At 70.9% G+C, this 21,291-nt stretch carries 14 protein-coding genes; 13 read left to right on the top strand and 1 reads right to left on the bottom strand.

What is annotated here, in order from left to right:
• Positions 1-202 precede the first annotated feature (202 nt).
• From ACFWJ4_RS35140 to ACFWJ4_RS35150, 3 genes are all read left to right on the top strand, one after another.
• Complete coding sequence (locus ACFWJ4_RS35140) at positions 203-2,644, top strand: SpoIIE family protein phosphatase (RefSeq protein WP_380551677.1); 2,442 nt, start codon at positions 203-205, stop codon at positions 2,642-2,644.
• 228 nt (positions 2,645-2,872) lie between these two features.
• Entirely contained in the window at positions 2,873-5,473 is a 2,601-nt protein-coding gene (locus tag ACFWJ4_RS35145; protein ID WP_380551680.1) for a SpoIIE family protein phosphatase, read from the top strand.
• A 93-nt stretch (positions 5,474-5,566) separates the two neighbouring features.
• Positions 5,567-7,414 (top strand): ABC transporter family substrate-binding protein, encoded by a 1,848-nt coding sequence (locus tag ACFWJ4_RS35150; protein ID WP_380551683.1) that lies wholly within the window; start codon positions 5,567-5,569, stop codon positions 7,412-7,414.
• Positions 7,415-7,451: 37 nt separating this feature from the next.
• Here the strand turns inward: ACFWJ4_RS35150 and ACFWJ4_RS35155 are convergent, their stop codons facing one another.
• On the bottom strand, positions 7,452-8,576 hold the full coding sequence (locus ACFWJ4_RS35155) for a hypothetical protein (RefSeq protein ID WP_380551686.1): 1,125 nt from the start codon (positions 8,574-8,576) through the stop codon (positions 7,452-7,454).
• Positions 8,577-8,832: 256 nt separating this feature from the next.
• Between ACFWJ4_RS35155 and typA the strand changes: the two genes are divergently transcribed.
• From typA to ACFWJ4_RS35205, 10 genes are all read left to right on the top strand, one after another.
• Positions 8,833-10,737 carry a translational GTPase TypA gene (typA, locus tag ACFWJ4_RS35160; RefSeq protein WP_359899557.1) on the top strand — a complete coding sequence of 635 codons (1,905 nt, stop codon included), beginning with the start codon at positions 8,833-8,835 and terminating at the stop codon, positions 10,735-10,737.
• A gap of 431 nt (positions 10,738-11,168) precedes the next feature.
• Positions 11,169-12,806, top strand: a complete 1,638-nt coding sequence (locus tag ACFWJ4_RS35165; protein WP_380551689.1) for an ABC transporter substrate-binding protein — start codon at positions 11,169-11,171, stop codon at positions 12,804-12,806.
• Between the two features lie 140 nt (positions 12,807-12,946).
• The gene (locus ACFWJ4_RS35170) at positions 12,947-13,873 is read left to right on the top strand and encodes an ABC transporter permease (RefSeq protein WP_380551692.1); all 927 of its coding nucleotides are present in this window, start codon (positions 12,947-12,949) and stop codon (positions 13,871-13,873) included.
• Positions 13,866-14,810, top strand: a complete 945-nt coding sequence (locus ACFWJ4_RS35175; RefSeq protein ID WP_380551695.1) for an ABC transporter permease — start codon at positions 13,866-13,868, stop codon at positions 14,808-14,810. Before ACFWJ4_RS35170 ends, ACFWJ4_RS35175 begins: the two co-directional genes overlap by 8 nt.
• Positions 14,811-14,829: 19 nt before the next feature.
• Positions 14,830-15,879, top strand: coding sequence for an ABC transporter ATP-binding protein (locus ACFWJ4_RS35180; RefSeq protein ID WP_380551698.1), 1,050 nt, complete (start codon positions 14,830-14,832; stop codon positions 15,877-15,879).
• A complete protein-coding gene (locus tag ACFWJ4_RS35185; RefSeq protein WP_359899565.1) occupies positions 15,872-16,888 on the top strand; it encodes a dipeptide ABC transporter ATP-binding protein in 1,017 nt (338 codons plus the stop codon). The genes ACFWJ4_RS35180 and ACFWJ4_RS35185 overlap by 8 nt, the downstream gene beginning before the upstream one ends.
• Positions 16,889-17,092: 204 nt before the next feature.
• Positions 17,093-18,721: an ABC transporter substrate-binding protein gene (locus ACFWJ4_RS35190; RefSeq protein ID WP_380551701.1), complete on the top strand. Its 1,629-nt coding sequence runs from the start codon at positions 17,093-17,095 to the stop codon at positions 18,719-18,721.
• A gap of 126 nt (positions 18,722-18,847) precedes the next feature.
• Positions 18,848-19,774 (top strand): ABC transporter permease, encoded by a 927-nt coding sequence (locus tag ACFWJ4_RS35195; RefSeq protein ID WP_380551704.1) that lies wholly within the window; start codon positions 18,848-18,850, stop codon positions 19,772-19,774.
• A gap of 76 nt (positions 19,775-19,850) precedes the next feature.
• Positions 19,851-20,765, top strand: coding sequence for an ABC transporter permease (locus ACFWJ4_RS35200; protein WP_380551709.1), 915 nt, complete (start codon positions 19,851-19,853; stop codon positions 20,763-20,765).
• Between the two features lie 15 nt (positions 20,766-20,780).
• A partial coding sequence (locus tag ACFWJ4_RS35205; RefSeq protein ID WP_380551707.1) for an ATP-binding cassette domain-containing protein occupies positions 20,781-21,291 on the top strand: 511 nt, incomplete at its 3' end.

A 21,291-nucleotide genomic window follows, 5' to 3' on the forward strand; every position in this document is an offset into this window, starting at 1 on the left:
GTCACCACCCAGGACCTGGTCGACGCCCTGTGGGGCGATCGCCCGCCGGCCCAGGCGGTCGCCGCCCTGCGGACCTAGGTCCGATCTGCGCGGCCGTCCCGGCCGGCCGTTCCCCGGCGGGCCCGCCGACGCCCCGGGCGGTCCGGCCGGCACGGGGGGTCCCGGCGGCCCGGGCGCGCCCGCCGAGGGCAGCCTGCTGGACATGCTCAAGGTCGCCATCGCGATCCTGGACACCGCGGGCCGGGTGGTGCTCTGGAGCCCGGCCGCCGAGGAACTGCTCGGCTGGCCGAACGAGCTGCTGGTCGGCCGCCGGATCGACGAGCTGATCCCCGACCGGGAGCAGGTCGCCCGGATCCGGCGCGCGATCCAGGACACCCTGCGGCACGGCCGCTGGGCCGGCCCCGCCGAGCTGCGCGACCGGGACGGCTCCCCGGTCGCCGTGGACGCCCGGATCTCCCTCCTGGTGGACGGCGACGGCACCCCGTTCCTCCAGGTCAACATGGCCGAGGCGGCCGCCGTCCAGGCCGTCGAGCGGGACCTCGCGGTGCGCGACGCGCTGTTCGAGCAGTCCCCGCTGGGCATCGCCATCATGGACACCGACCTGCGCTACACCGCCGTCAACCAGACCCTCGCCGAGATGAACGGCGTCGCCCTGGACGACCACGTCGGCCGCACCACCGGCGAGACCCTGCCGGAGCGGGCCGCCGACGAGATCACCGCCATCCAGCGCCAGGTGCTGGCCACCGGCGAGCCGGTCATCGACGTCACCCTGGCCTCCCCGGTCACCACCCGGGCCGGCTACCGCTCGATCTCCTACAGCCGGATGACCGACCGTTCCGGCCGGGTGCTCGGCATCTCCGGCACCGTGATGGACGTGACCGAGCGCTACCGGGCGGTCGCCAAGGTCGAGCACGCCCGGCGCCGGCTCTCGCTGCTCAACGAGTTCGGCTCCCGGGTCGGCGACCTCCTGGACGCCTCCCGGATCGCCCAGGAGCTGGCCGGCTCGGTCGTCCCCCGGCTGGCCGACCACTCGGCGGTGATCCTGCTCCAGGCCGTCGCGCACGGCGACGACCTGCCCCGGCACGGCCACGACCGGCGCACCTCGCTGCTCCAGCTCGGCACCGCCTCCGTCCAGGACGGCCCCGAGGTGGACGTGATGCTGCGCCGCGGCGCCCGGATCACCTTCGCCGAGGACTCCGTCTGCGGCCGGGTGCTGCGCACCGGCGTGCCCGAGCCGCTGTCCGGCGCCGACCAGCTGGACGAGGTGACCTACCCCGGCGACCCGAAGATGCAGGCCGCCCGGGACCTCGGCGTGCACTCGATGCTGGTCGTGCCGCTGCGCGCCCGGGGCATCGTGATCGGCCTGCTGCTGGTCAGCCGGTCCGGCTACCGCGAGGGCTTCGACCGGGACGACCTGGCCTTCACCGTCGAGCTGGCCGACCGGGCCGGCAGCTCGCTGGACAACGCCCGCCTCTACGCCCGCGAACGCACCGCCGCGCTCACCCTCCAGCGGACCCTGCTCCCGCAGCAGGTCCCGCAGCCCACCGGCGTCGAGGTCGCCTACCGGTACGTGCCCGGCAGCAGCGGCACCGAGGTCGGCGGCGACTGGTTCGACGTCATCCCGCTGCCCGGCGACCGCACCGCGCTGGTGGTCGGCGACGTGATGGGCCACGGCCTGCGGGCCGCCGCCACCATGGGACGGCTGCGCACCGCCGTCCGGGTGCTGGCCGCCCTCGACCTGCCGCCGGACGTCCTGCTGCGGCACGTCCACGAGCTGGCCGACGACCTCGCCCAGGGCCCGGACGAGGCGCTGCTGGCCACCTGCGTCTACGCGGTCTTCGACCCGACGACGGCCCGGCTCACCGTCGCCAAGGCCGGGCACATCCCGCCGGTGCTGGTGGTGCCCGGCGAGGCCGCCCCGGAGCCGACCCGCAACGGCGGCCCGCTGCGCGGCGGCGCCGGCCGCATCCTCGACCTGCCCTCCGGCGCCCCGCTCGGAGTGGGCGGAGTTCCGTTCGAATCGGTCGAACTGAAGATCCCCGAGGGCAGCCTGCTGGCGCTGTGCACCGACGGCCTGGTCGAGTCCCGGGACAAGGACCTGGACGTCGGCCTCGGCCGGCTGATCACGGTGCTCCAGGAGCCGCACGCCTCCATCCAGGCCGCCTGCGAGGCGGTGCTGGACACCATGGAGCAGGGCCGGGAGCCGGACGACGTCGCGCTGCTGCTGGCCCGGCTCGGCCACGGCCAGGCCGGCACCCCGACGGCGGGCTGGACCCTGCCCGCCGAGCCCACCGCCGTCTCCCGGGCGCGCCGACTGGTCCGCGCCACGCTCGCCGAGTGGGGCGTCGAGGAGCTCACCGACATCGCCGAGCTGCTGGTCAGCGAGCTGGTGACGAACGCCGTCCGGTACGCCAGCGCCCCCATCGGGGTGCGGCTGACGCTCGGCGAGACGCTGCTGGTCGAGATCTCCGATCCGCTGCCCGACCCGCCCCAGGAGCGGCACGCCGCCGAGGCCGACGAGGGCGGGCGCGGTCTGGAGCTGGTCCACCGGCTGGCCCTGCACTGGGGCGCCCGGGCCGAGGGGATCGGCAAGGTGGTCTGGTTCGAGCAGGCGCTGCCGGGTAATGAGCCGGACGGATCGTGAGCGGAGCGAACAGCGAGGAGGGGGTGCCGCATATGCCATCGGGCGCTCAGGGGGAGCGCGCGCTCCGGAAGGGGGCGCGGGCGTGGCATTGTGGTTGCGCGGGCGGTAGGACAAAAACCTTCGCCCGATCTGATGTTGTGATGTTGAGGGCGTGTGAACGTACCCCTCGATGATGAATACTCGGTCTTCTCGACATCCGGACGGTCGCGGGTTGGAGGGGTCGGTCCGTTGAACAGCACTCCGGCGCGGAGCGTGTCGCCGAGGAGCAGCGGTCATGCCGCTGTACCCGGGCAGGCCGGCTCCTCGCACCTGCCCGTACCGGACGGCGCGCCCGCCGGCCGCGGCCACCACCCCGTCGCCGAGGGCCGGCCCTGGGGCGCGGGCGACCCCGGCTCGATCTACGACTACATCCGGGTCGCCACCTTCGCGATCGGCCCCGACGGGCGGATCAGCCAGTGGAGCGAGCGCGCCGCCGAGTTCTTCGGGGTCCCGGCCGCCGAGGCCGTCGGCGCCGACCCGATCTCCACCTTCGTCCCCCGCGAGCTCTGGCAGCGCGGCCGGGCCCGGCTGGAGCGCACCCTGGCGGGCGAGGAATGGGTCGGCACCACCCCGTACCGGGACGCCGACGGCGGCGAGGGCCTCGCCGAGCTCTACCTGATGCCCGACAGCTCCCTGCCCACCGCGGGCGCCACCTGCCTGGCCGTCGACCTCGGACGGCTGCGCCGGATCGAGACCGACCTGGCCGCCTCCGAGGCCGTCTTCGGGCAGACCCCCACCGGCTTCGTGCTGTTCGACGACCGGCTGCGGCTGCAGCGGGTCAACGACGCCTTCGCCTCCGGCATGGGCCTGGTCCCCACCGACCTGGAGGGCCTCACCCCGCACGACCTCTTCCCGCCGTCCGAGGCCGACCGGCTCTCCGCCGCCCTGCGCAAGGTCCTGGCCACCGGCGAGCCCGTCTTCGACCTGCGCTTCCACGGCGCCGTCCCGACCCGCGAGGGCAACCGGCTCTGGGCCGTCTCGCTGTACCGCCTGAACGGTTCCGCCGGGCAGACCATGGGCGTCGCCGGGCAGGTCTCCGACGTCACCAGCCGGCACGTCGCCGAGCGCGAGGCCGACGGCGTGCGCCGCAACCTGGCCCTGCTCAACGAGGCCAGCGCGCACATCGGCTCGACGCTCGACCTGGAGACCACCGCCAAGGAACTGCTGGACGTCGTCGTCCCGCCGTTCTGCGACCTCGCCACCGTCGACCTCTACACCGCGCTGCTCTCCGGCGAGACCGTGCCCAGCGCCGGCCGGCTCGGCGACACCGTGCTCACCGACGGCAGCGGCGAACTGCGCCGGGTCGCCGTCTCCAGCGTGGTCGGCGGCGCCTCCTCGGTGCTCGGCTCGGTGACCGGCCTGCCGATCGCCGAGGCCGGCGGCACCCTCTGTTACCCCCGCCGCTCCCCGCACGCCCGGGCGCTGCGCACCGGCCGCAGCGTCGTCCCCGAGCCCGGGCGCGACCCGCTGCTGCGCTCCACCCTGATCGTCCCGCTGGTCGCCCGCGACCAGGTGCTCGGCCTCGTCCAGCTCTCCCGGGCGATCGGCAGCGAGCCCTTCGACGCCCGCGACGTCGCGATCGCCGAGGAACTCGTCGCCCGCGCCGCCGTCTGCATCGACAACGCCCGGCTCTACCGGCGCGAGCACGAGCGGGCGCTGATCCTCCAGCGCAGCCTGCTGCCCCCGGGCAACCCGGCCGCCAGCGGCCTGGAGATCGCCTGCCGCTACCTGCCCAGCAACAACAACACCGAGGTCGGCGGCGACTGGTTCGACGTCATCCCGCTGCCCGGCAACCGCACCGCGCTGGTCATCGGCGACGTGATGGGCCGCGGCCTGCGCGCCGCCGTCGCCATGGGCCAACTGCGCACCGCCGTCCGCACCCTGGCCATGCTCGACCTGGAGCCGGGCGAGGTGCTCACCGCCCTGGACGAGATCGCCCGCGGCCTCGGCGACGACTCGGTGCCGGTCGGCCCGCCCACCCCGTACGGCCGGCTCACCTCGACCGCCGACGAGGAGGCCCGCGAGGTCTACCTGGCGACCTGCGTCTACGCGGTCTTCGACGCCGTCAGCCGGCGCTGCTGGATCGCCAACGCCGGCCACCTGCCGCCCGTCCTGCTCAGCCCCGGCGAGGGCGCCCGGATGCTCGACGTACCGCCCGGCCTGCCGCTCGGCGTCGGCGGCGAGCCCTTCGAGGAGGTCGAGATCGACCTCCCGGACGGCGCCGTCTTCGGCCTCTACACCGACGGCCTGGTGGAGAGTCGCAAGCACCAGCTGGACGAGGGCCTGCGGGCCTTCCGCTCCGCGCTCTCCGACGAGGGCAAGGGGCTGGAGGACCTCTGCGACCACGTGCTCGGGGAGCTCAACCCGCACCACGGCGAGGACGACATCGCCCTGCTGATGGCCAAGGTGCACGCCTTCCCCGACGACGCCGTCGGCAACTGGTTCCTGCCGCCCGAGCCCACCTCGGTGGCCAAGGCCCGGGAGCTGGCGTGCAGCTGGCTGCTCGCCCGGGGGCTGGACGAGCTGGTCGACACCACCGAGCTGCTGGTCAGCGAGCTGGTCACCAACGCGCTCAAGCACGGGCGGGGCGAGATCCGGCTGAGGCTGCTGCGCGAGCGCAGCCTGGTCTGCGAGGTCTGGGACGACGGCTACGCGCAGCCCCGGCAGCGGCGCGCCCAGGAGACCGACGAGGGCGGGCGCGGCCTGCAACTGGTCAGCCTGCTGGCCGAGCGCTGGGGCAGCCGGCGCACGCCCAAGGGCAAGATCGTCTGGTTCGAGCTGGCCCTGTAGCCGCCCGCAACGGTGGGCCGGACGGGTGCAGTCGCCCGGCGGCCCGCCGTGTCGGCGCGACCCGGGCGCCCGCGGCGGCGTTCGATGGCCGCCATGCGCGTCCGCCAGCTCACCGCCGCAGCCGCCGCGCTGCTGCTCTCCGCCGGTCTCGGCGGCTGCTCCGACGACCCGGGCCCCCGTGCCCCCGCCCCCGTGCCCGCCCCGGCCGATCCCACCGCCACCACCGGGGACGTCGGGCCCGCCGACCGTGCCGCCGTCCAGGACGGCGGCACGCTGCGCTGGGCCGTGGACGGCGTCCCGACCACGCTGAACGTCTACCAGGGCGCGGCGACCGCCGACTCGGCGCTGCTCGCCCACGCGCTGTACCCCTCGCTGTTCCGGCCGGACGAGCACGGCCGGCTCGTCCCCGACCCCGACTACCTGGCGGGCTTCGACTCCACCCCGCCCGGGGAGCAGCCGCAGGTGGTGACCTACCGGCTCAACCCGCGCGCCGTCTGGAGCGACGGCACCCCGATCTCGGCCGCCGACCTCGACGCCCAGCGGACCGCGCTGTCCGGCCCGGACCCGGCCCGCCGGAGCGGGAAGGCGGCCGGGTACGACGCCATCGACTCGGTCGCCCAGGGCGCCGACCCGCACGAGGTGCGGGTGACCTTCCGGCGGCCGTACGCGGAGTGGCGCGCACTGTTCGGCCCGCTCTACCCGGCCGCCGAGACGGCCGGCCCGGCCGCCTCCACCCGGCCGCCGGCCGACGGCGGCCGGCCGAGCGCCGGCCCGTTCACCCTCTCCCGGTACGACGCCGAGGGCGGGACGGTCACACTGGTGCGCAGCCCGCTCTGGTGGGGTGATCCGCCGAAGGCAGACCGGATCGACTTCCTCGCCGTGCGGCCCGAGCAGCGGCTGGACGCGCTGGACCAGGAGCGCCTGGACATCGCCCCGCTCACCGCGGCGGTGGACCGGGCGGCGCCGGCCGCCCCTCCCGCGCCTTCCGCCTCCGCTCCTGCCTCCGCTCCTGCCTCCGCTCCTGCCTCCGCCTCCGCCTCCGCGTCAGCCTCCGCCGCGCCGCCGCCCGCGGCCGCGCCCGAGGCCGCGGCACTGGCGCTCCGGCGGGCCGAATCGCTGCCCGGCGTCACCGTGCACCGGGCCGCCGCGGCCTCGCTCACCCAGCTCACCCTCAACGCGGCGCGCGGCCCGCTGACCGACCCGCTGGTGCGCCGCGCCCTCACCCGGGCCGTCGACCGGCGGCGGATCGCCGACGCCGCGCTCACCCCGCTCGGCCTGCCCGCCGCCCCGCTGGGCAGCCACCTGTTCGCGGGCGACCAGCAGGGCTACCGGGACAACAGCGACGCGGCCGGTCCGGCGGACCCGGGCCTGCTGCTGGACGAGGCGGGCTGGATGCGGCCCGCCGGCGGGGGCACCCGGGCCAAGGGCGGCAAGCCGCTCGCCCTCTCGCTGCTCGTCCCGGCCGGTTCGGCGACCGCCGAGCGCACCGCCGACGCGCTCATCGCAGAGCTCGGGGAGTCCGGGATCGCGGTGCAGCGGGTGCCCGCGCCCGCCGAGTCCTTCGTCGGGGAGCACCTGGCGGCCGGGGACTACGACCTCGCGCTCCTCTCCTGGCCGGCCGGCCCCAGCCCGGCGGTCGAACAGCGTTCCGTCTACGCCAAGCCCCGGCCGGGCCTGGACGGCGTGCCCGAGCCGGGCGGCAACTTCGGCCGCAGCGGCACGGAGGAGATCGACCGGCTGTTCGACCGGGCGGCCGCCGAACCGGACCCGGCGGCCCGGCTGGGCCTGCTCCAGGAGGCGGACGTGCGGATCTGGCAGCTCGGCCACTCGGTGCCGCTCTACCAGCGGCCGGAGCTGGTCGGGGTCCGGACCGGGGTGGCCGGCGCGGGCGCGTACGGCTACGGGTGGCCGCGCTTCCAGGACGTGGGCCTGCTCGGCTAGAGCTCCCGGGTGCCGCGCACCAGGACGATCGGGACACTCACCGGGCCGCCTCCACCGGCTCCAGCATGCGTTCGACGTCGGCGATCCGGGCCAGTTCGGGGCACTCCCGGCGGGCCCGGGCGAGCGCCTCGCGGGCCTCCTCCGGCCGCCCGGCCGCGATGAGGGCGGCGGCGAGGGAGCAGCAGGCCAGGGACCGGTGGAAGCGGGAGCCGACCGTGTTCGACAGACGGCGGGCCATGCGGACGGCGGCCTGCGGATCGTTCTGGAACCGGGCGAGCTCGGCTGCCGGGAGGAAGTCGCGGGCGAGCGTCCGGTCGTGGACGCCCAGTCGGACGAGATACGGCTCCAGCAGTGCTCCGGCCCGCGCGGGGGAGTGCTCCCCGGCGTCGACGCGGCCCACGAAGGTCATGGCGGCGATGAAGGCCACGGCCGAGTCGGCGGGCGTGTGGCCCCGCTCGAAGGCCTCGTCGGCGAGCCGCTCGGCCTCCTCGTAGTGGCCCTCGGCCAGCGCGATCCCGGCAGCGGTGAGGACCATGGGTGTGTCCTTGCCCAGCTCGCGGCGCGCCTCGGAGATCCGGCCCCGGACCAGGAACCGCTCGGCCTCGACGGCGCTCGGCGACTCGGCGTCGATCGTCACGGATCCCGGCCGGAAGGGCATGACGAACACGGCCCAGAGGGAGTTGACCGGGCTCGTCGCGGAGGTTACCGCGGTCATGGCGAGGGAGAACAGCAGCCCGAGGCCGATGCCCCGGGGCAGTTCCGTGGCGGAGGCCGCCAGCCAGGCCCCGAGCCCCGCGTGGACTCCGAACCGTGCGACCGAGACGAGCCACACCCGCAGCCGGGGCGCGCGGACCGGCAGCAGGCCCCAGGGGAACAGGAATCCGCTCGTCGGCCGCAGCCCCAGTTCGACGGGCACCCCGGCGACCGAGCCGCTCCACAGGGTCCGGCCCCTGCCGTACGAGGCGCTGTACAGCCACCCGCCGCAGAGCCGATGGGTGAGCAGGAACCAGAGGTCGGACAGCGGCTCCTGGCCCACCAGGAAGCCGATCACGCAGCCGAGAGCGGTTGGGCCCGGCAGGTCGTGGAGGACCGCCAGGTACAGGAGCACGGCGCCGACGGCGCGGAACAGCCAGGGCAGCGAGGCCCGGAGGTGTTGGATCACGAACGGAAGCGTGTCGGAGGCGGGCCGCGGGGTGAAGGGCGTGTGACCCACCTGTGATCTTGATCCCGTGCGACCTGCCCGTTTCTGCTCACCTGGGCGCTTCCCCGTACGATAGGAGGAAGCCGAGGCATGTCGATATGCCCGGCGGGTGGACCGGTAGTAGCAGGCGGAACGGGTGGCGGCGACCGAAGGGGTCGCAAGTGCGCGTCTCGCGGCCGGGCGCCGTAACCCACGATTCCGGGAGAATCCGCTAGGCATGCCCACGCGCAACGACATCCGTAACGTCGCCATCGTCGCCCACGTCGACCACGGCAAGACCACGCTGGTCGACGCCATGCTCAAGCAGGCCGGCGCCTTCGCCGCCCACCAGCACCTCGATGACCGGATGATGGACTCCAACGACCTGGAGCGCGAGAAGGGCATCACCATTCTCGCGAAGAACACCGCGGTCAAGTACCACCCCAAGGATGGTGGCGCGCCGATCACCATCAACATCATCGACACCCCGGGCCACGCCGACTTCGGTGGCGAGGTCGAGCGCGGTCTGTCGATGGTGGACGCGGTCGTCCTGCTGGTCGACGCCTCCGAAGGCCCGCTGCCGCAGACCCGCTTCGTGCTCCGCAAGGCGCTCACGGCCCGCCTGCCCGTCATCCTCTGCATCAACAAGACCGACCGTCCGGACTCCCGGATCGACGAGGTCATCAACGAGACCTACGACCTGTTCCTGGACCTGGACGCGGACGAGGACCAGATCGAGTTCCCGATCGTCTACGCCTGTGCCCGTGACGGCGTCGCCTCGCTGACCAAGCCGGAGAACGGCACCGTCCCGGCCGACAGCACCAGCCTGGAGCCGTTCTTCTCCACCCTGCTGGAGCACGTCCCGGCCCCCAGCTACGACGAGGCCGCGCCGCTCCAGGCCCACGTCACCAACCTGGACGCCGACAACTTCCTCGGCCGCATCGCGCTGCTCCGCGTCGAGCAGGGCGAGCTGCGCAAGGGCCAGACCGTGGCCTGGATCAAGCGTGACGGCTCGATCCAGAACGTCCGCATCTCCGAGCTGCTGATGACCGAGGCGCTCACCCGCAAGCCGGCCGAGGTGGCGGGCCCCGGTGACATCTGCGCCGTCGCCGGCATCGGCGAGATCATGATCGGCGAGACCCTGGCCGACCCGGAGAACCCGATCGCGCTGCCGCTGATCACGGTGGACGAGCCGGCCATCTCGATGACCATCGGCACCAACACCTCCCCGCTGGTCGGCCGTGGTGGCAGCGGCAAGGGCGCGGACGCCAAGGCGGCCGGCAAGGTGGACCGCAAGGTCACCGCCCGCCAGGTGAAGGACCGCCTGGACCGCGAGCTGATCGGTAACGTCTCGCTGCGCGTCCTGGACACCGAGCGTCCGGACGCCTGGGAGGTGCAGGGCCGCGGTGAGCTGGCGCTGGCCATCCTGATCGAGACCATGCGTCGCGAGGGCTTCGAGCTGACCGTCGGCAAGCCGCAGGTGGTCACCAAGGAGGTCAACGGCAAGACCCACGAGCCGGTCGAGCGCCTCACGGTGGACGTGCCCGAGGAGCACATGGGCGCGGTCACGCAGCTCATGGGCATCCGCAAGGGCCGGATGGACAACATGTCCAACCACGGCTCGGGCTGGGTCCGGATGGAGTTCGTCGTGCCGTCCCGCGGCCTGATCGGCTTCCGTACCGAGTTCCTCACCAACACCCGCGGCACCGGCATCGCCCACTCGATCCACGAGGGTCACGAGCCGTGGTTCGGCAACCTGACCACCCGCAACAACGGCTCGCTGGTCGCCGACCGGGCCGGCGTGGTCACCGCCTTCGCGATGACCAACCTGCAGGAGCGCGGCGTGCTCTTCTGCGAGCCGGGCACCGAGGTGTACGAGGGCATGATCGTCGGTGAGAACTCGCGTGCCGACGACATGGACGTGAACATCACCAAGGAGAAGAAGCTCACCAACATGCGCTCGGCGAACGCCGACGTGGCCGAGTCGATCGTCCCGCCGCGCAAGCTCTCGCTGGAGCAGTCGCTGGAGTTCTGCCGCGAGGACGAGTGCATCGAGGTGACCCCGGAGACGGTTCGCATCCGTAAGGTCGTCCTTGACCAGAAGGACCGCGGACGCACTGCCTCGCGCGCCAAGAAGGCGTGATCCGGACGCACTGAACGGCCATTGGCCGGAATGATTCGCCCCCCTTTCCCATGGAGAGGGGGGCGAACTTTTTCAACTACTCCAAGTTGTCGGGGCCGCTATTCACGGAATAGCGCTCATCACCGCCGAGTGTCCGCTGAGCGGACGTGACAGTTCGTCATCCGTGACGACTGTCCGTTTGGTGCCTGTCTGGCTATGTCTCAAATGTCCGGTTTTCGAAACTTACCGACTGTTCATGTGACCTAATTGAGATCGTCACTGGTCACTTTCGTGTCCGTGCGTGACGGATAGTGGGTGCAGTCAGGCTCGGGTCAAGGGTGAACGCGCAGGGGTGCGCGCCGAAACCACGAGCGCGGACGGCACAGCGGGCCCGGTGATCACCGTTCCGCAGTGCCCTCCTCGTTGCAACGTCGAATTCAGGAGGCACACCGATGCGCGGTGCGAGCCAGGCCAAGTGGGTTGTCGCAGCTGTTGCTGTCGCCCTCGCTGCGACTGCGTGCAGCAGCAGCGACTCCTCCGGGGGTAGCTCCGACAGCGCTGCGGTCGACCCCGGGGCCAGCTTCAGCTACCAGAGCGCGGAGCCGCAGCGCCCGCTCCAGCCGGCGAACGCCATGGAGAACCAGGGCGGCCGTATCGTCAAGCAGCTCTTCAAGGGCCTCGTCGACTACGACCCCGCGACCGGTGCCCTGCGCAACCAGGTGGCCGACAAGATCGAGACCACGGACGCCAAGAACTACACCGTCACGCTGAAGTCCGGCTGGACCTTCCACGACGGCACCCCGGTCACCGCCAAGTCCTTCGTCGGCTCCTGGAACTGGTCGGCCAACCCGAAGAACAACCAGATCAACTCGGACTGGTTCTCGGACATCGTCGGCTACGACGCCGTGCACCCGGAGAAGGGTGACCCGACCGCCACCGAGATGTCCGGCCTGAAGGTCGTCGACGACACCCACTTCACGATCGAACTGACCAGCCCGGTCTCGTACTTCACGTACAAGCTCGGCTACTCGGCCTTCTTCCCGCTCCCCGAGGGCTTCTTCGCCGACCCGGCCGGCTACGGCCAGAAGCCGGTCGGCAACGGCCCCTACAAGTTCGTCTCGTGGGAGCACAACAAGGCCATCACCCTGGCCGCGTTCGACAAGTACACGGGCATCGACAAGCCGAAGAACGGCGGTGTCGTCTTCCGCAACTACACCGCCGGCGAGGCCGCGTACAAGGACCTGATGTCCGACACGCTGGACGTGCTGGACCAGGTCGACCCGACCGACCTGCCGAAGTACAAGGACGACCTGGGCAAGCGCGCGGTCGACCAGCCGCAGGGCGCCATCCAGAACATCGGCTTCGCGCTGTACCAGGGCGGCTGGAGCGAGCAGGGCAAGGAGAAGGTCCGTCAGGGCCTCTCGATGGCGATCGACCGCGAGACGATCACCAAGACCGTGCTCAACGGCAACCGCCTGCCCGCCGACTCGTTCGTGGCGCCCGGCGTCATGGGCTACAAGGCCGGCACCTGCGGCGACGCCTGCAAGTACAACCCGGAGAAGGCCAAGCAGCTGATCACCGAGGGCGGCGGCGTCCCCGGCGGCAAGGTCCTCATCCAGTACAACTCCGACGGTGGCCACAAGGAGTGGGTGGACGCGGTCTGCAACTCGATCCGCCAGGCGACCGGCGTCGAGTGCCTCGGTGACCCGAAGCCGGACTTCAAGACCTCGCGCGACATCATCACCAACAAGCAGGTCCAGAGCATGATGCGGACCGGCTGGGTGCAGGACTACCCGCTGAACGCGAACTTCCTGCGTGACGTCTACGGCACCGGTGCCGCGGCCAACGACGGTGGCTACTCGAGCCCCGAGTTCGACAAGCTGTCGAAGGAGGCGGACGCCGCCACCACGGTCGAGAAGACCGCCGAGCTCTACCAGCAGGCCGAGGCCGTTCTGGCCAAGGACATGCCGGCCATCCCGCTCTGGTACTACAAGACCAGCTCCGGCTACTCCAAGAACGTCCAGAACGTGAAGTTCAACTCCTTCGGCGACCCGGTCTACACCGACGTCGAGGTCAAGAAGAAGAAGTAATCGGTCGGCACCGCCTGACCCGGTGACAACGGCCGGTGCCCGTCCATCCCCACAAGGGCGAGGACTGGCACCGGCCGTTGGCACGCCGACTTTTCTCTTGCCGAGTTGACGGGCTCGGCAGGGCCATACATGGAGGCACGATGGGGCGCTTTGTCGCAAGGCGACTGCTCCAGATGATCCCGGTGTTCCTCGGAACGACCGCACTCATCTTTTTCATGGTGCACTTGCTGCCTGGTGACCCGGTGGCAGCACTGTGGGGCGACAAGGCACCGGACCCGGTGCAGCTCGCCGCTCTCAAGCACCAGCAGGGCTTCGACAAGCCGCTGATCCAGCAGTACTTCGACTACATGGGCAAGCTGCTCACCGGTGACTTCGGCACCGGTCTGGACCAGCGCCCGGTCATCGACAAGATCACCGAGGCGCTGCCGGTCACGACCCGGCTGGCGCTGTTCGCGTTCGCCATCGAGATCGTGCTCGGCATCGGCATCGGCCTGTACGCCGGTCTGCGCCGCGGCAAGATGTTCGACAAGGGCGCCCTGGTCCTCACCCTGCTGCTGATCTCGATCCCGGTCCCGGTGCTGGGCTTCATCTTCCAGACGGTCTTCGGGCAGAACCTGAAGTGGGTCACCCCGACCGTCCAGGACAGCAACGACATCACCCAGCTGGTGCTGCCGGCCGTGGTGCTCGGCTCGCTCTCGCTGGCCTACGTCGCGCGCCTCACCCGTACTTCCATAGCCGAGAACATCAAGGCCGACTACGTGCGCACCGCGGTGGCCAAGGGCCTGCCGCGGCGCAAGGTGATCGGCACCCACCTGCTCCGCAACTCGATGATCCCGGTGGTCACCTTCCTCGGCACCGACCTCGGCGCCCTGATGGGCGGCGCGATCGTGACCGAAGGCATCTTCAACGTCCAGGGCGTGGGCCACGCGCTCTACCAAGCGATCAACATGAAGGAGGGCGCGACCGTCTCCGGCTTCGTGGCCTTCCTCGTGATCGTCTACCTGGCCGCCGGCCTGATCGTCGACCTGCTTTACGCGGTCCTGGACCCGAGGATCCGTTATGCCTGACCTGACCGAGAAGAAGACCGCCGGGGACATCCCGGCCCAGCGCGCGGCGGACGCCCCGGCGCCGAAGCAGGAGAAGGCCCGCAGCCTCGGCTCGGACGCCTGGCACGACCTGCGTCGCAAGCCGATCTTCGTGATCTCCGCGCTGCTGATCCTGCTGCTGATCGTCATCGCCATCGCCCCCGGGCTGTTCACCTCGGTGGACCCGCGGGCCGGCGACCTGCGCAACCACTACCTGTCGAAGCCGAACTACAGCCACTTCTTCCAGGCGGACTGGTTCGGCTACGACCTCCAGGGCCGCAGCATCTACGCCCGCGTCGTCTACGGCGCCCGCGCCTCGGTCGTGGTCGGCATCTGCGTCACCCTGGGCGTGACCATCCTCGGCGGCCTCGCCGGCATGGTGGCCGGCTACTTCGGCGGCTGGGTCGACACGATCATCTCCCGCATCACCGACATCTTCTTCGGCATCCCGCTGCTGCTCGGCTCGCTGGTGGTCCTCAACGCCTTCACCGACCGCACCGTCTGGAGCGTGGTCTTCGCGCTGGTCGCCCTGGGCTGGACCCAGATGACCCGTGTCATGCGCGGCTCGGTGATCACGGTCAAGCAGGCCGACTTCGTGACGGCGGCCAAGGCGCTCGGCGCCGGCACCGGCCGGATCATGTTCAAGCACATCCTGCCGAACGCGATCGCCCCGGTGATCGTCGTCGCCACCATCGCGCTCGGCGGCTACATCGCCACCGAGGCGACGCTGAGCTTCCTCGGCATCGGTCTTCAGGACCCGACCATCTCCTGGGGCATCGACATCAACTCGGCCCAGAAGGTGATCCGCACGGCACCGTTCGCCCTGTTCTTCCCCGCCGGAATGCTGAGCCTTACCGTGCTGGCGTTCATCATGCTCGGCGACGCGGTGCGCGACGCCCTCGACCCGAAGCTCCGCTGAGAGAAGAGGTGACGACCCGATGACCACCGTGATCGAGAACAACCAGAAGAATGACCGGCTCGAAGTCGGCACTCCTCTCCTGGAGGTGAAGGACCTCCACGTGGAGTTCCACACCCGGGACGGCGTGGCCAAGGCAGTGAACGGCGTCAACTACTCCGTCGCGGCCGGCGAGACCCTCGCCGTGCTCGGCGAGTCCGGCTCCGGCAAGTCCGTGACGGCGCAGACCATCATGGGCATCCTGGACATGCCCCCGGGCAAGGTGACCCAGGGCCAGATCCTGTACCGCGGCCAGGACATGCTCACGATGAGCGGCGAGGAGCGGCGCCGGATCCGCGGCCGGAAGATCGCGATGATCTTCCAGGACGCGCTCTCCGCGCTGAACCCGGTGCTCAGCGTCGGCTACCAGCTCGGCGAGATGTTCCGCGTGCACCAGGGGGCCTCCAGGAAGGAGGCCAAGGAGAAGGCCATCGAGCTGATGGAGCGGGTGCGCATCCCGGCCGCCCGCCAGCGGGTGAACGACTACCCGCACCAGTTCTCCGGCGGCATGCGCCAGCGCATCATGATCGCGATGGCGCTCTCCCTGGAGCCGGACCTGATCATCGCGGACGAGCCCACCACCGCCCTGGACGTCACCGTCCAGGCCCAGGTGATGGACCTGCTGGCCGAGCTCCAGGCCGAGTACAACATGGGCCTGATCCTGATCACCCACGACCTCGGCGTGGTCGCCGACGTCGCGGACAAGATCGCCGTGATGTACGCGGGCCGGATCGTGGAGACCGCCCCGGTGCACGACCTGTACGCGAACCCCGCGCACCCGTACACCAAGGGCCTGCTCCGCTCCATCCCGCGCCTGGACCAGAAGGGCCAGGAGCTGTACGCGATCAAGGGCCTGCCCCCGAACCTGCTCAAGGTTCCGGCCGGCTGCGCGTTCAACCCCCGCTGCGACGTCGCCACCGACCTGTGCCGCACCGAGACCCCGGCGCTGCACCACGTGACGGACAAGGACGGCAAGGAGCTCACCGGCCGCCGCAGCGCGTGCCACCTCTGGAAGGAGACCCTCCATGGCTGAGAACATCCTGGAGGTCAAGGACCTGGTCAAGCACTACCCGCTGACCCAGGGCATCCTCTTGAAGAAGCAGGTCGGCGCGGTCAAGGCGGTCGACGGCATCTCCTTCGAGCTGAAGAAGGGCGAGACGCTCGGGATCGTCGGCGAGTCCGGCTGTGGCAAGTCCACGCTGGCCAAGGTGCTGATGAACCTGGAGCGGGCCACCTCCGGCCAGGTGCTCTTCAAGGGCGAGGACATCTCCACGCTCCAGGGGGCGGCCCTCAAGGCCGTCCGCCGGAACATCCAGATGGTGTTCCAGGACCCGTACACCTCGCTCAACCCGCGCATGACGGTCGGCGACATCATCGGCGAGCCGTTCGAGATCCACCCCGAGGTGGCACCCAAGGGCGACCGCCGCAAGGCCGTCCAGGACCTGCTGGACGTCGTGGGTCTGAACCCGGAGTACATCAACCGGTACCCGCACCAGTTCTCCGGCGGTCAGCGCCAGCGCATCGGCATCGCCCGCGGTCTCGCGCTCAAGCCCGAGATCATCATCTGCGACGAGCCGGTCTCCGCGCTGGACGTGTCCGTCCAGGCGCAGGTGATCAACCTGCTGGAGCAGCTGCAGGGCGAGTTCGGCCTCTCCTACATGTTCATCGCGCACGACCTCTCCATCGTCCGGCACATCTCCGACCGCGTCGGCGTGATGTACCTGGGCAAGATGGTCGAGATCGGCTCGGACGAGGAGATCTACGAGAACGCCACCCACCCGTACACCCAGGCGCTGCTCTCCGCGGTGCCGGTGCCGGACCCGGCGGCGCGCGAGACCCGCGACCGGATCGTGCTCAGCGGGGACATCCCCTCGCCGGCCAACCCGCCGTCCGGCTGCCGCTTCCGCACCCGCTGCTGGAAGGCGGAGGAGCGGTGCTCCGAGGAGGTCCCGCTGCTCGCGGTCCCCTCGCTGCTGAAGGGCCCGGCCGCGCACGAGTCGGCCTGCCACTTCCCCGAGGTCCGGGAGCAGGCCGCGGCCTGATTCCCCCGTTGGTCCCAGGAAGGGCCCGTGGCGTTCGCGCCACGGGCCCTTCCGGCATCTGTGGACCTGGCGCCGCGTCGATCCGGCGCCGCGTCAACTCGGCAGGGGGTCACGGCACCCGTCCGGGTGCACCTGACTCGCGCCGTCGCCGGGGCGCGCTTCTCATGGGGTGTGATGCGACACACACCCTGAGGAGGGACCTCCATGCCCGAAGCCGCCCGTGCTCGTTGGGTCCTCGCCGTTGCGACGTCCGTGGTCCTGGTGGCCACCGGGTGCAGCAGCAGCAGCAACGGCGGAGGAGGCAGCGGCTCGTCGGACGCCAGCAAGACCTTCAGCTACCAGAGCAACGAGCCGCAGAACCCGTTGCAGCCCGCCAACGCGAACGAGGTCGGCGGTGGTCGCATCATCCAGAACCTCTTCAAGGGGCTGGTCGACTACGACCCGACCAACGCCAAGATCCGGATGCAGGTCGCCGACACGATCGACACCAGTGACTCGCTGACCTTCACCGTCACCCTGAAGGACGGCTGGAAGTTCCACGACGGCACCCCGGTGCACGCCCAGAACTTCGTCGACGCCTGGAACTGGGGCGCCAACCCCGCCAACAACCAGATCAACAGCTCCTGGTTCTCCGACATCGAGGGCTACCAGGACGTCCACCCGGCCTCCGGCCAGCCCACCTCGGACAAGATGTCCGGACTGACCGTCACCGACGACCTGCACTTCACCGTCAAGCTGAACCACAAGGTCTCGTACTTCGAGTACAAGCTCGGCTACATCGCCTTCTCGCCGCTGCCCGAGGGCTTCTTCAAGGACCCGGCCGGGTACGGGCAGAAGCCGGTGGGCAACGGCCCGTACCAGTTCGTCAGCTGGGCGCACAACAGCCAGGTGGTCACCAAGACCTTCCCGGACTACCAGGGAGTGGACAAGCCGAAGAACGGCGGCATCGTCTTCAAGATGTACACCACGTCCGAGGCCGCCTACGCCGACCTCCAGTCCAACAACCTGGACGTGATGGACCAGGTGCCGCCGTCCGCGCTGGCCACCTACAAGAGCGACCTCGGCGACCGCGCGGTGGACGCGCCGCAGGGCGCCATCCAGAACATCGGCTTCACCCTCTACCAGGCCGACTGGGCCGCCCCGGAGAAGGCCCAGGTGCGCCAGGGCCTGTCGATGGCGATCGACCGCGCGACCATCACCAAGACGGTGCTGCAGGGCTCCCGCGCGCCGGCCAGTGCCTGGGTGGCGGAGGGCGTCGAGGGCTACAAGGCCGGCACCTGCGGGGACTTCTGCAACTTCGACCCCGCCAAGGCCAAGCAGCTGATCCAGCAGGGCGGTGGCGTCCCCGGCAACAAGGTGCTGATCACCTACAACGCGGACGGCGGCCACAAGGAGTGGGTCGACGCGGTCTGCAACTCGATCCGCCAGAACACCGGCGTCGACTGCCTCGGCGACCCGAAGCCCGACTTCAAGACCGCCCGCCAGGCCATCACCGCGCACCAGCTCAACGGCGCCTTCCGCACCGGCTGGGTGCAGGACTACCCGCTGAACGCCAACTTCCTGGCCGACGTGTACCGCACCGGTGCCGCGTCCAACGACACCGGGTACAGCAGCCCGCAGTTCGACCAGGCGGCGACCCAGGCCGACGAGGCCGCCAGCGTCGCCGACACGGTGACCGGCTACCAGCAGGCCGAGGCGGTGCTGCAGAGCGGCATGCCGGCCGTCCCGCTCTGGTACTACCGCACCAACTCGGGCTACTCGACCAAGGTGCAGAACGTGAAGTTCGACTCCTTCGGCAACCCGGCCTGGACGCAGGTCGAGGTCAAGGGCTGATCCCCGGGCCCTGATCCCCGGACCCTGATCCCCGCGCACCGGCCCCGCCCTCCCCGCACGGAGGGCGGGGCGCGGTCTCCCGGCCGACCGGCCCGGCCCGGTCGGCCACACAGGAAGGAGGCTCGGATGGGCAGTTACGTGCTGCGGCGGGTGCTGCAGATGATCCCGGTGTTCTTCGGCACCACGCTGCTGATCTTCGTGATGGTCTACACGCTGCCGGGCGACCCGGTGGTCGCGCTGTTCGGCGAGAAGGCCGCGGACCCGTCGGTGGTCGCGAGCATCAAGCACACGTACTACCTGGACCAGCCGCTCTGGAAGCAGTACCTGCACTACATGGGGAACCTCTTCCAGGGGGACTTCGGAACCAGCTTCACCGGCCGCCCGGTCTCCGACATCATGGCGGACGCCTTCCCGGTCACCATCCGGCTGGCGCTGATGGCCTTTCTCTTCGAGATGATCGTGGGCCTCGCCTTCGGCGTGCTCTCCGGGCTGAAGCGCGGCAGCATCGCGGACACCCTGGTGCTCATCCTGACCCTGGTGGTGATCTCGATCCCGGTCTTCGTGCTGGCCTACATCGCGCAGACCGTGTTCGCCACCAACCTGGGCTGGGTCACGCCGACGGTGCAGGACAGCTACGACCTCTCCCAGCTGATCCTGCCGGCGGTCGTCCTCGGCTCGCTCTCGCTCGCGTTCGTCGCCCGGCTCACCCGGACCTCCATCGGCGAGAACCTGCGGGCCGACTACATCCGGACCGCGACCGCCAAGGGCCTGCCCCGGCGGACCATCATCTCCCGCCACCTGCTGCGCAACTCGCTCATCCCGGTGGTCACCTTCCTCGGCACCGACCTCGGCGCGCTGATGGGCGGGGCGATCGTCACCGAGGGCATCTTCAACGTGCAGGGCATCGGCAACGTCCTGTACCGGGCGATCAACCAGAAGGAAGGCCCGACCGTGGTCGGCATCGTGACCGTCCTGGTGATCATCTACCTGGTCGCCAGCCTGCTGGTCGACCTGCTCTACGCGGTCCTGGACCCGAGGATCCGCTATGTCTGACCTCCACGACGAGGACTCCTACGAACCGCATCCCAAGCCTGGTGTCTCCCGTCTCGACTTCGCGGGGGAGCAGGGCATGGCGGTGGAGCAGGAGACCCTGGTCGAATCCGACGTGGAGAAGCGGGAGGAGGCCCGCAGCCTCTGGGGCGACGCCTGGCGGGACCTGCGCCGACGGCCGATCTTCCTGCTCTCGGTCGTGCTGATCGTGCTGCTGGTGCTCATCGCGATCTTCCCCTGGGCCTTCACCGACGCCAACCCGCGCAAGGCCGACCTGGTGCACGACTACCTCCGGCGGCCGGACTGGACGGACTTCTTCGGCGCCGGCTGGTTCGGCTACGACGCCCAGGGCCGGTCCATCTACGCCCGGGTGGTCTACGGCGCCCGGGCCTCGATCACCGTCGGCATCTTCGTGACCGCCGCGGTCACCCTGCTCGGCGGGCTGACCGGCATGGTCGCGGGGTACTACGGTGGGGTCGTCGACGCGGTGGTCTCCCGGATCGTCGACATCTTCTTCGGCATCCCGCTGCTGCTCGGCGCCCTGGTGCTGCTGAACGCGTTCACCGTCCGCACGGTGTGGACCGTGGTGGTCGCCCTGGCCGTCCTCGGCTGGACCCAGATCGCCCGCGTCATGCGCGGCGCGGTGCTGACCGTCAAACAGTCCGACTTCGTGACGGCGGGCCGGGCCCTCGGGGCCGGGACCGGACGGCTGATGCTCCGGCACATCCTGCCGAACGCGGTCGCGCCGGTGATCGTGGTGGCGACCATCGCGCTCGGCGGCTACATCGCGACCGAGGCGACGCTGAGCTTCCTCGGCATCGGTCTTCAGGAGCCGACCATCTCCTGGGGCATCGACATCTCCTCCGCCCAGAAGGTGATCCGGACCGCGCCGTACGTGATGTTCTTCCCGGCCGCGGCGCTCTCCATCACCGTGCTGGCCTTCATCATGATGGGCGACGCGGTCCGCGACGCCCTCGATCCGAAGCTTCGCTGAGCGAGGGAGCGCATCGTGAGTACAGCGGTGGACACCACCGGGCGCGTGCAGGAGGCGCCGTACCAGGGGCCGCTGCTCGACGTGCGGGACCTGCACGTCGAGTTCGTCACCCGGGACGGCGTCGCCAGGGCCGTGAACGGCGTCAACTACTCCGTCGCGGCGGGGGAGACGCTGGCGGTGCTGGGGGAGTCCGGCTCGGGCAAGTCGGTGACGGCGCAGGCGGTCATGGGCATCCTGGACATGCCGCCGGCCAGGATCCCGCGCGGCGAGATCCTCTACCGGGGCCAGGACATGCTCAGGATGAGCAAGGAGGAGCGGCGGCGGATCCGCGGCCAGAAGATCGCGATGATCTTCCAGGACGCGCTCTCCGCGCTGAACCCGGTGCTCAGCGTCGGCTACCAGCTGGGGGAGATGTTCCGGGCGCACCGGAAGGTCTCCCGCAAGGAGGCCCGGGACCGGGCCGTGGAGCTGATGGACCGGGTGCGCATCCCGGCCGCCAAACAGCGGGTGAACGACTACCCGCACC

Source organism: Kitasatospora sp. NPDC127067 (genome assembly GCF_042724755.1).
GTDB classification, from domain to species: domain Bacteria; phylum Actinomycetota; class Actinomycetes; order Streptomycetales; family Streptomycetaceae; genus Kitasatospora; species Kitasatospora lactacystinica.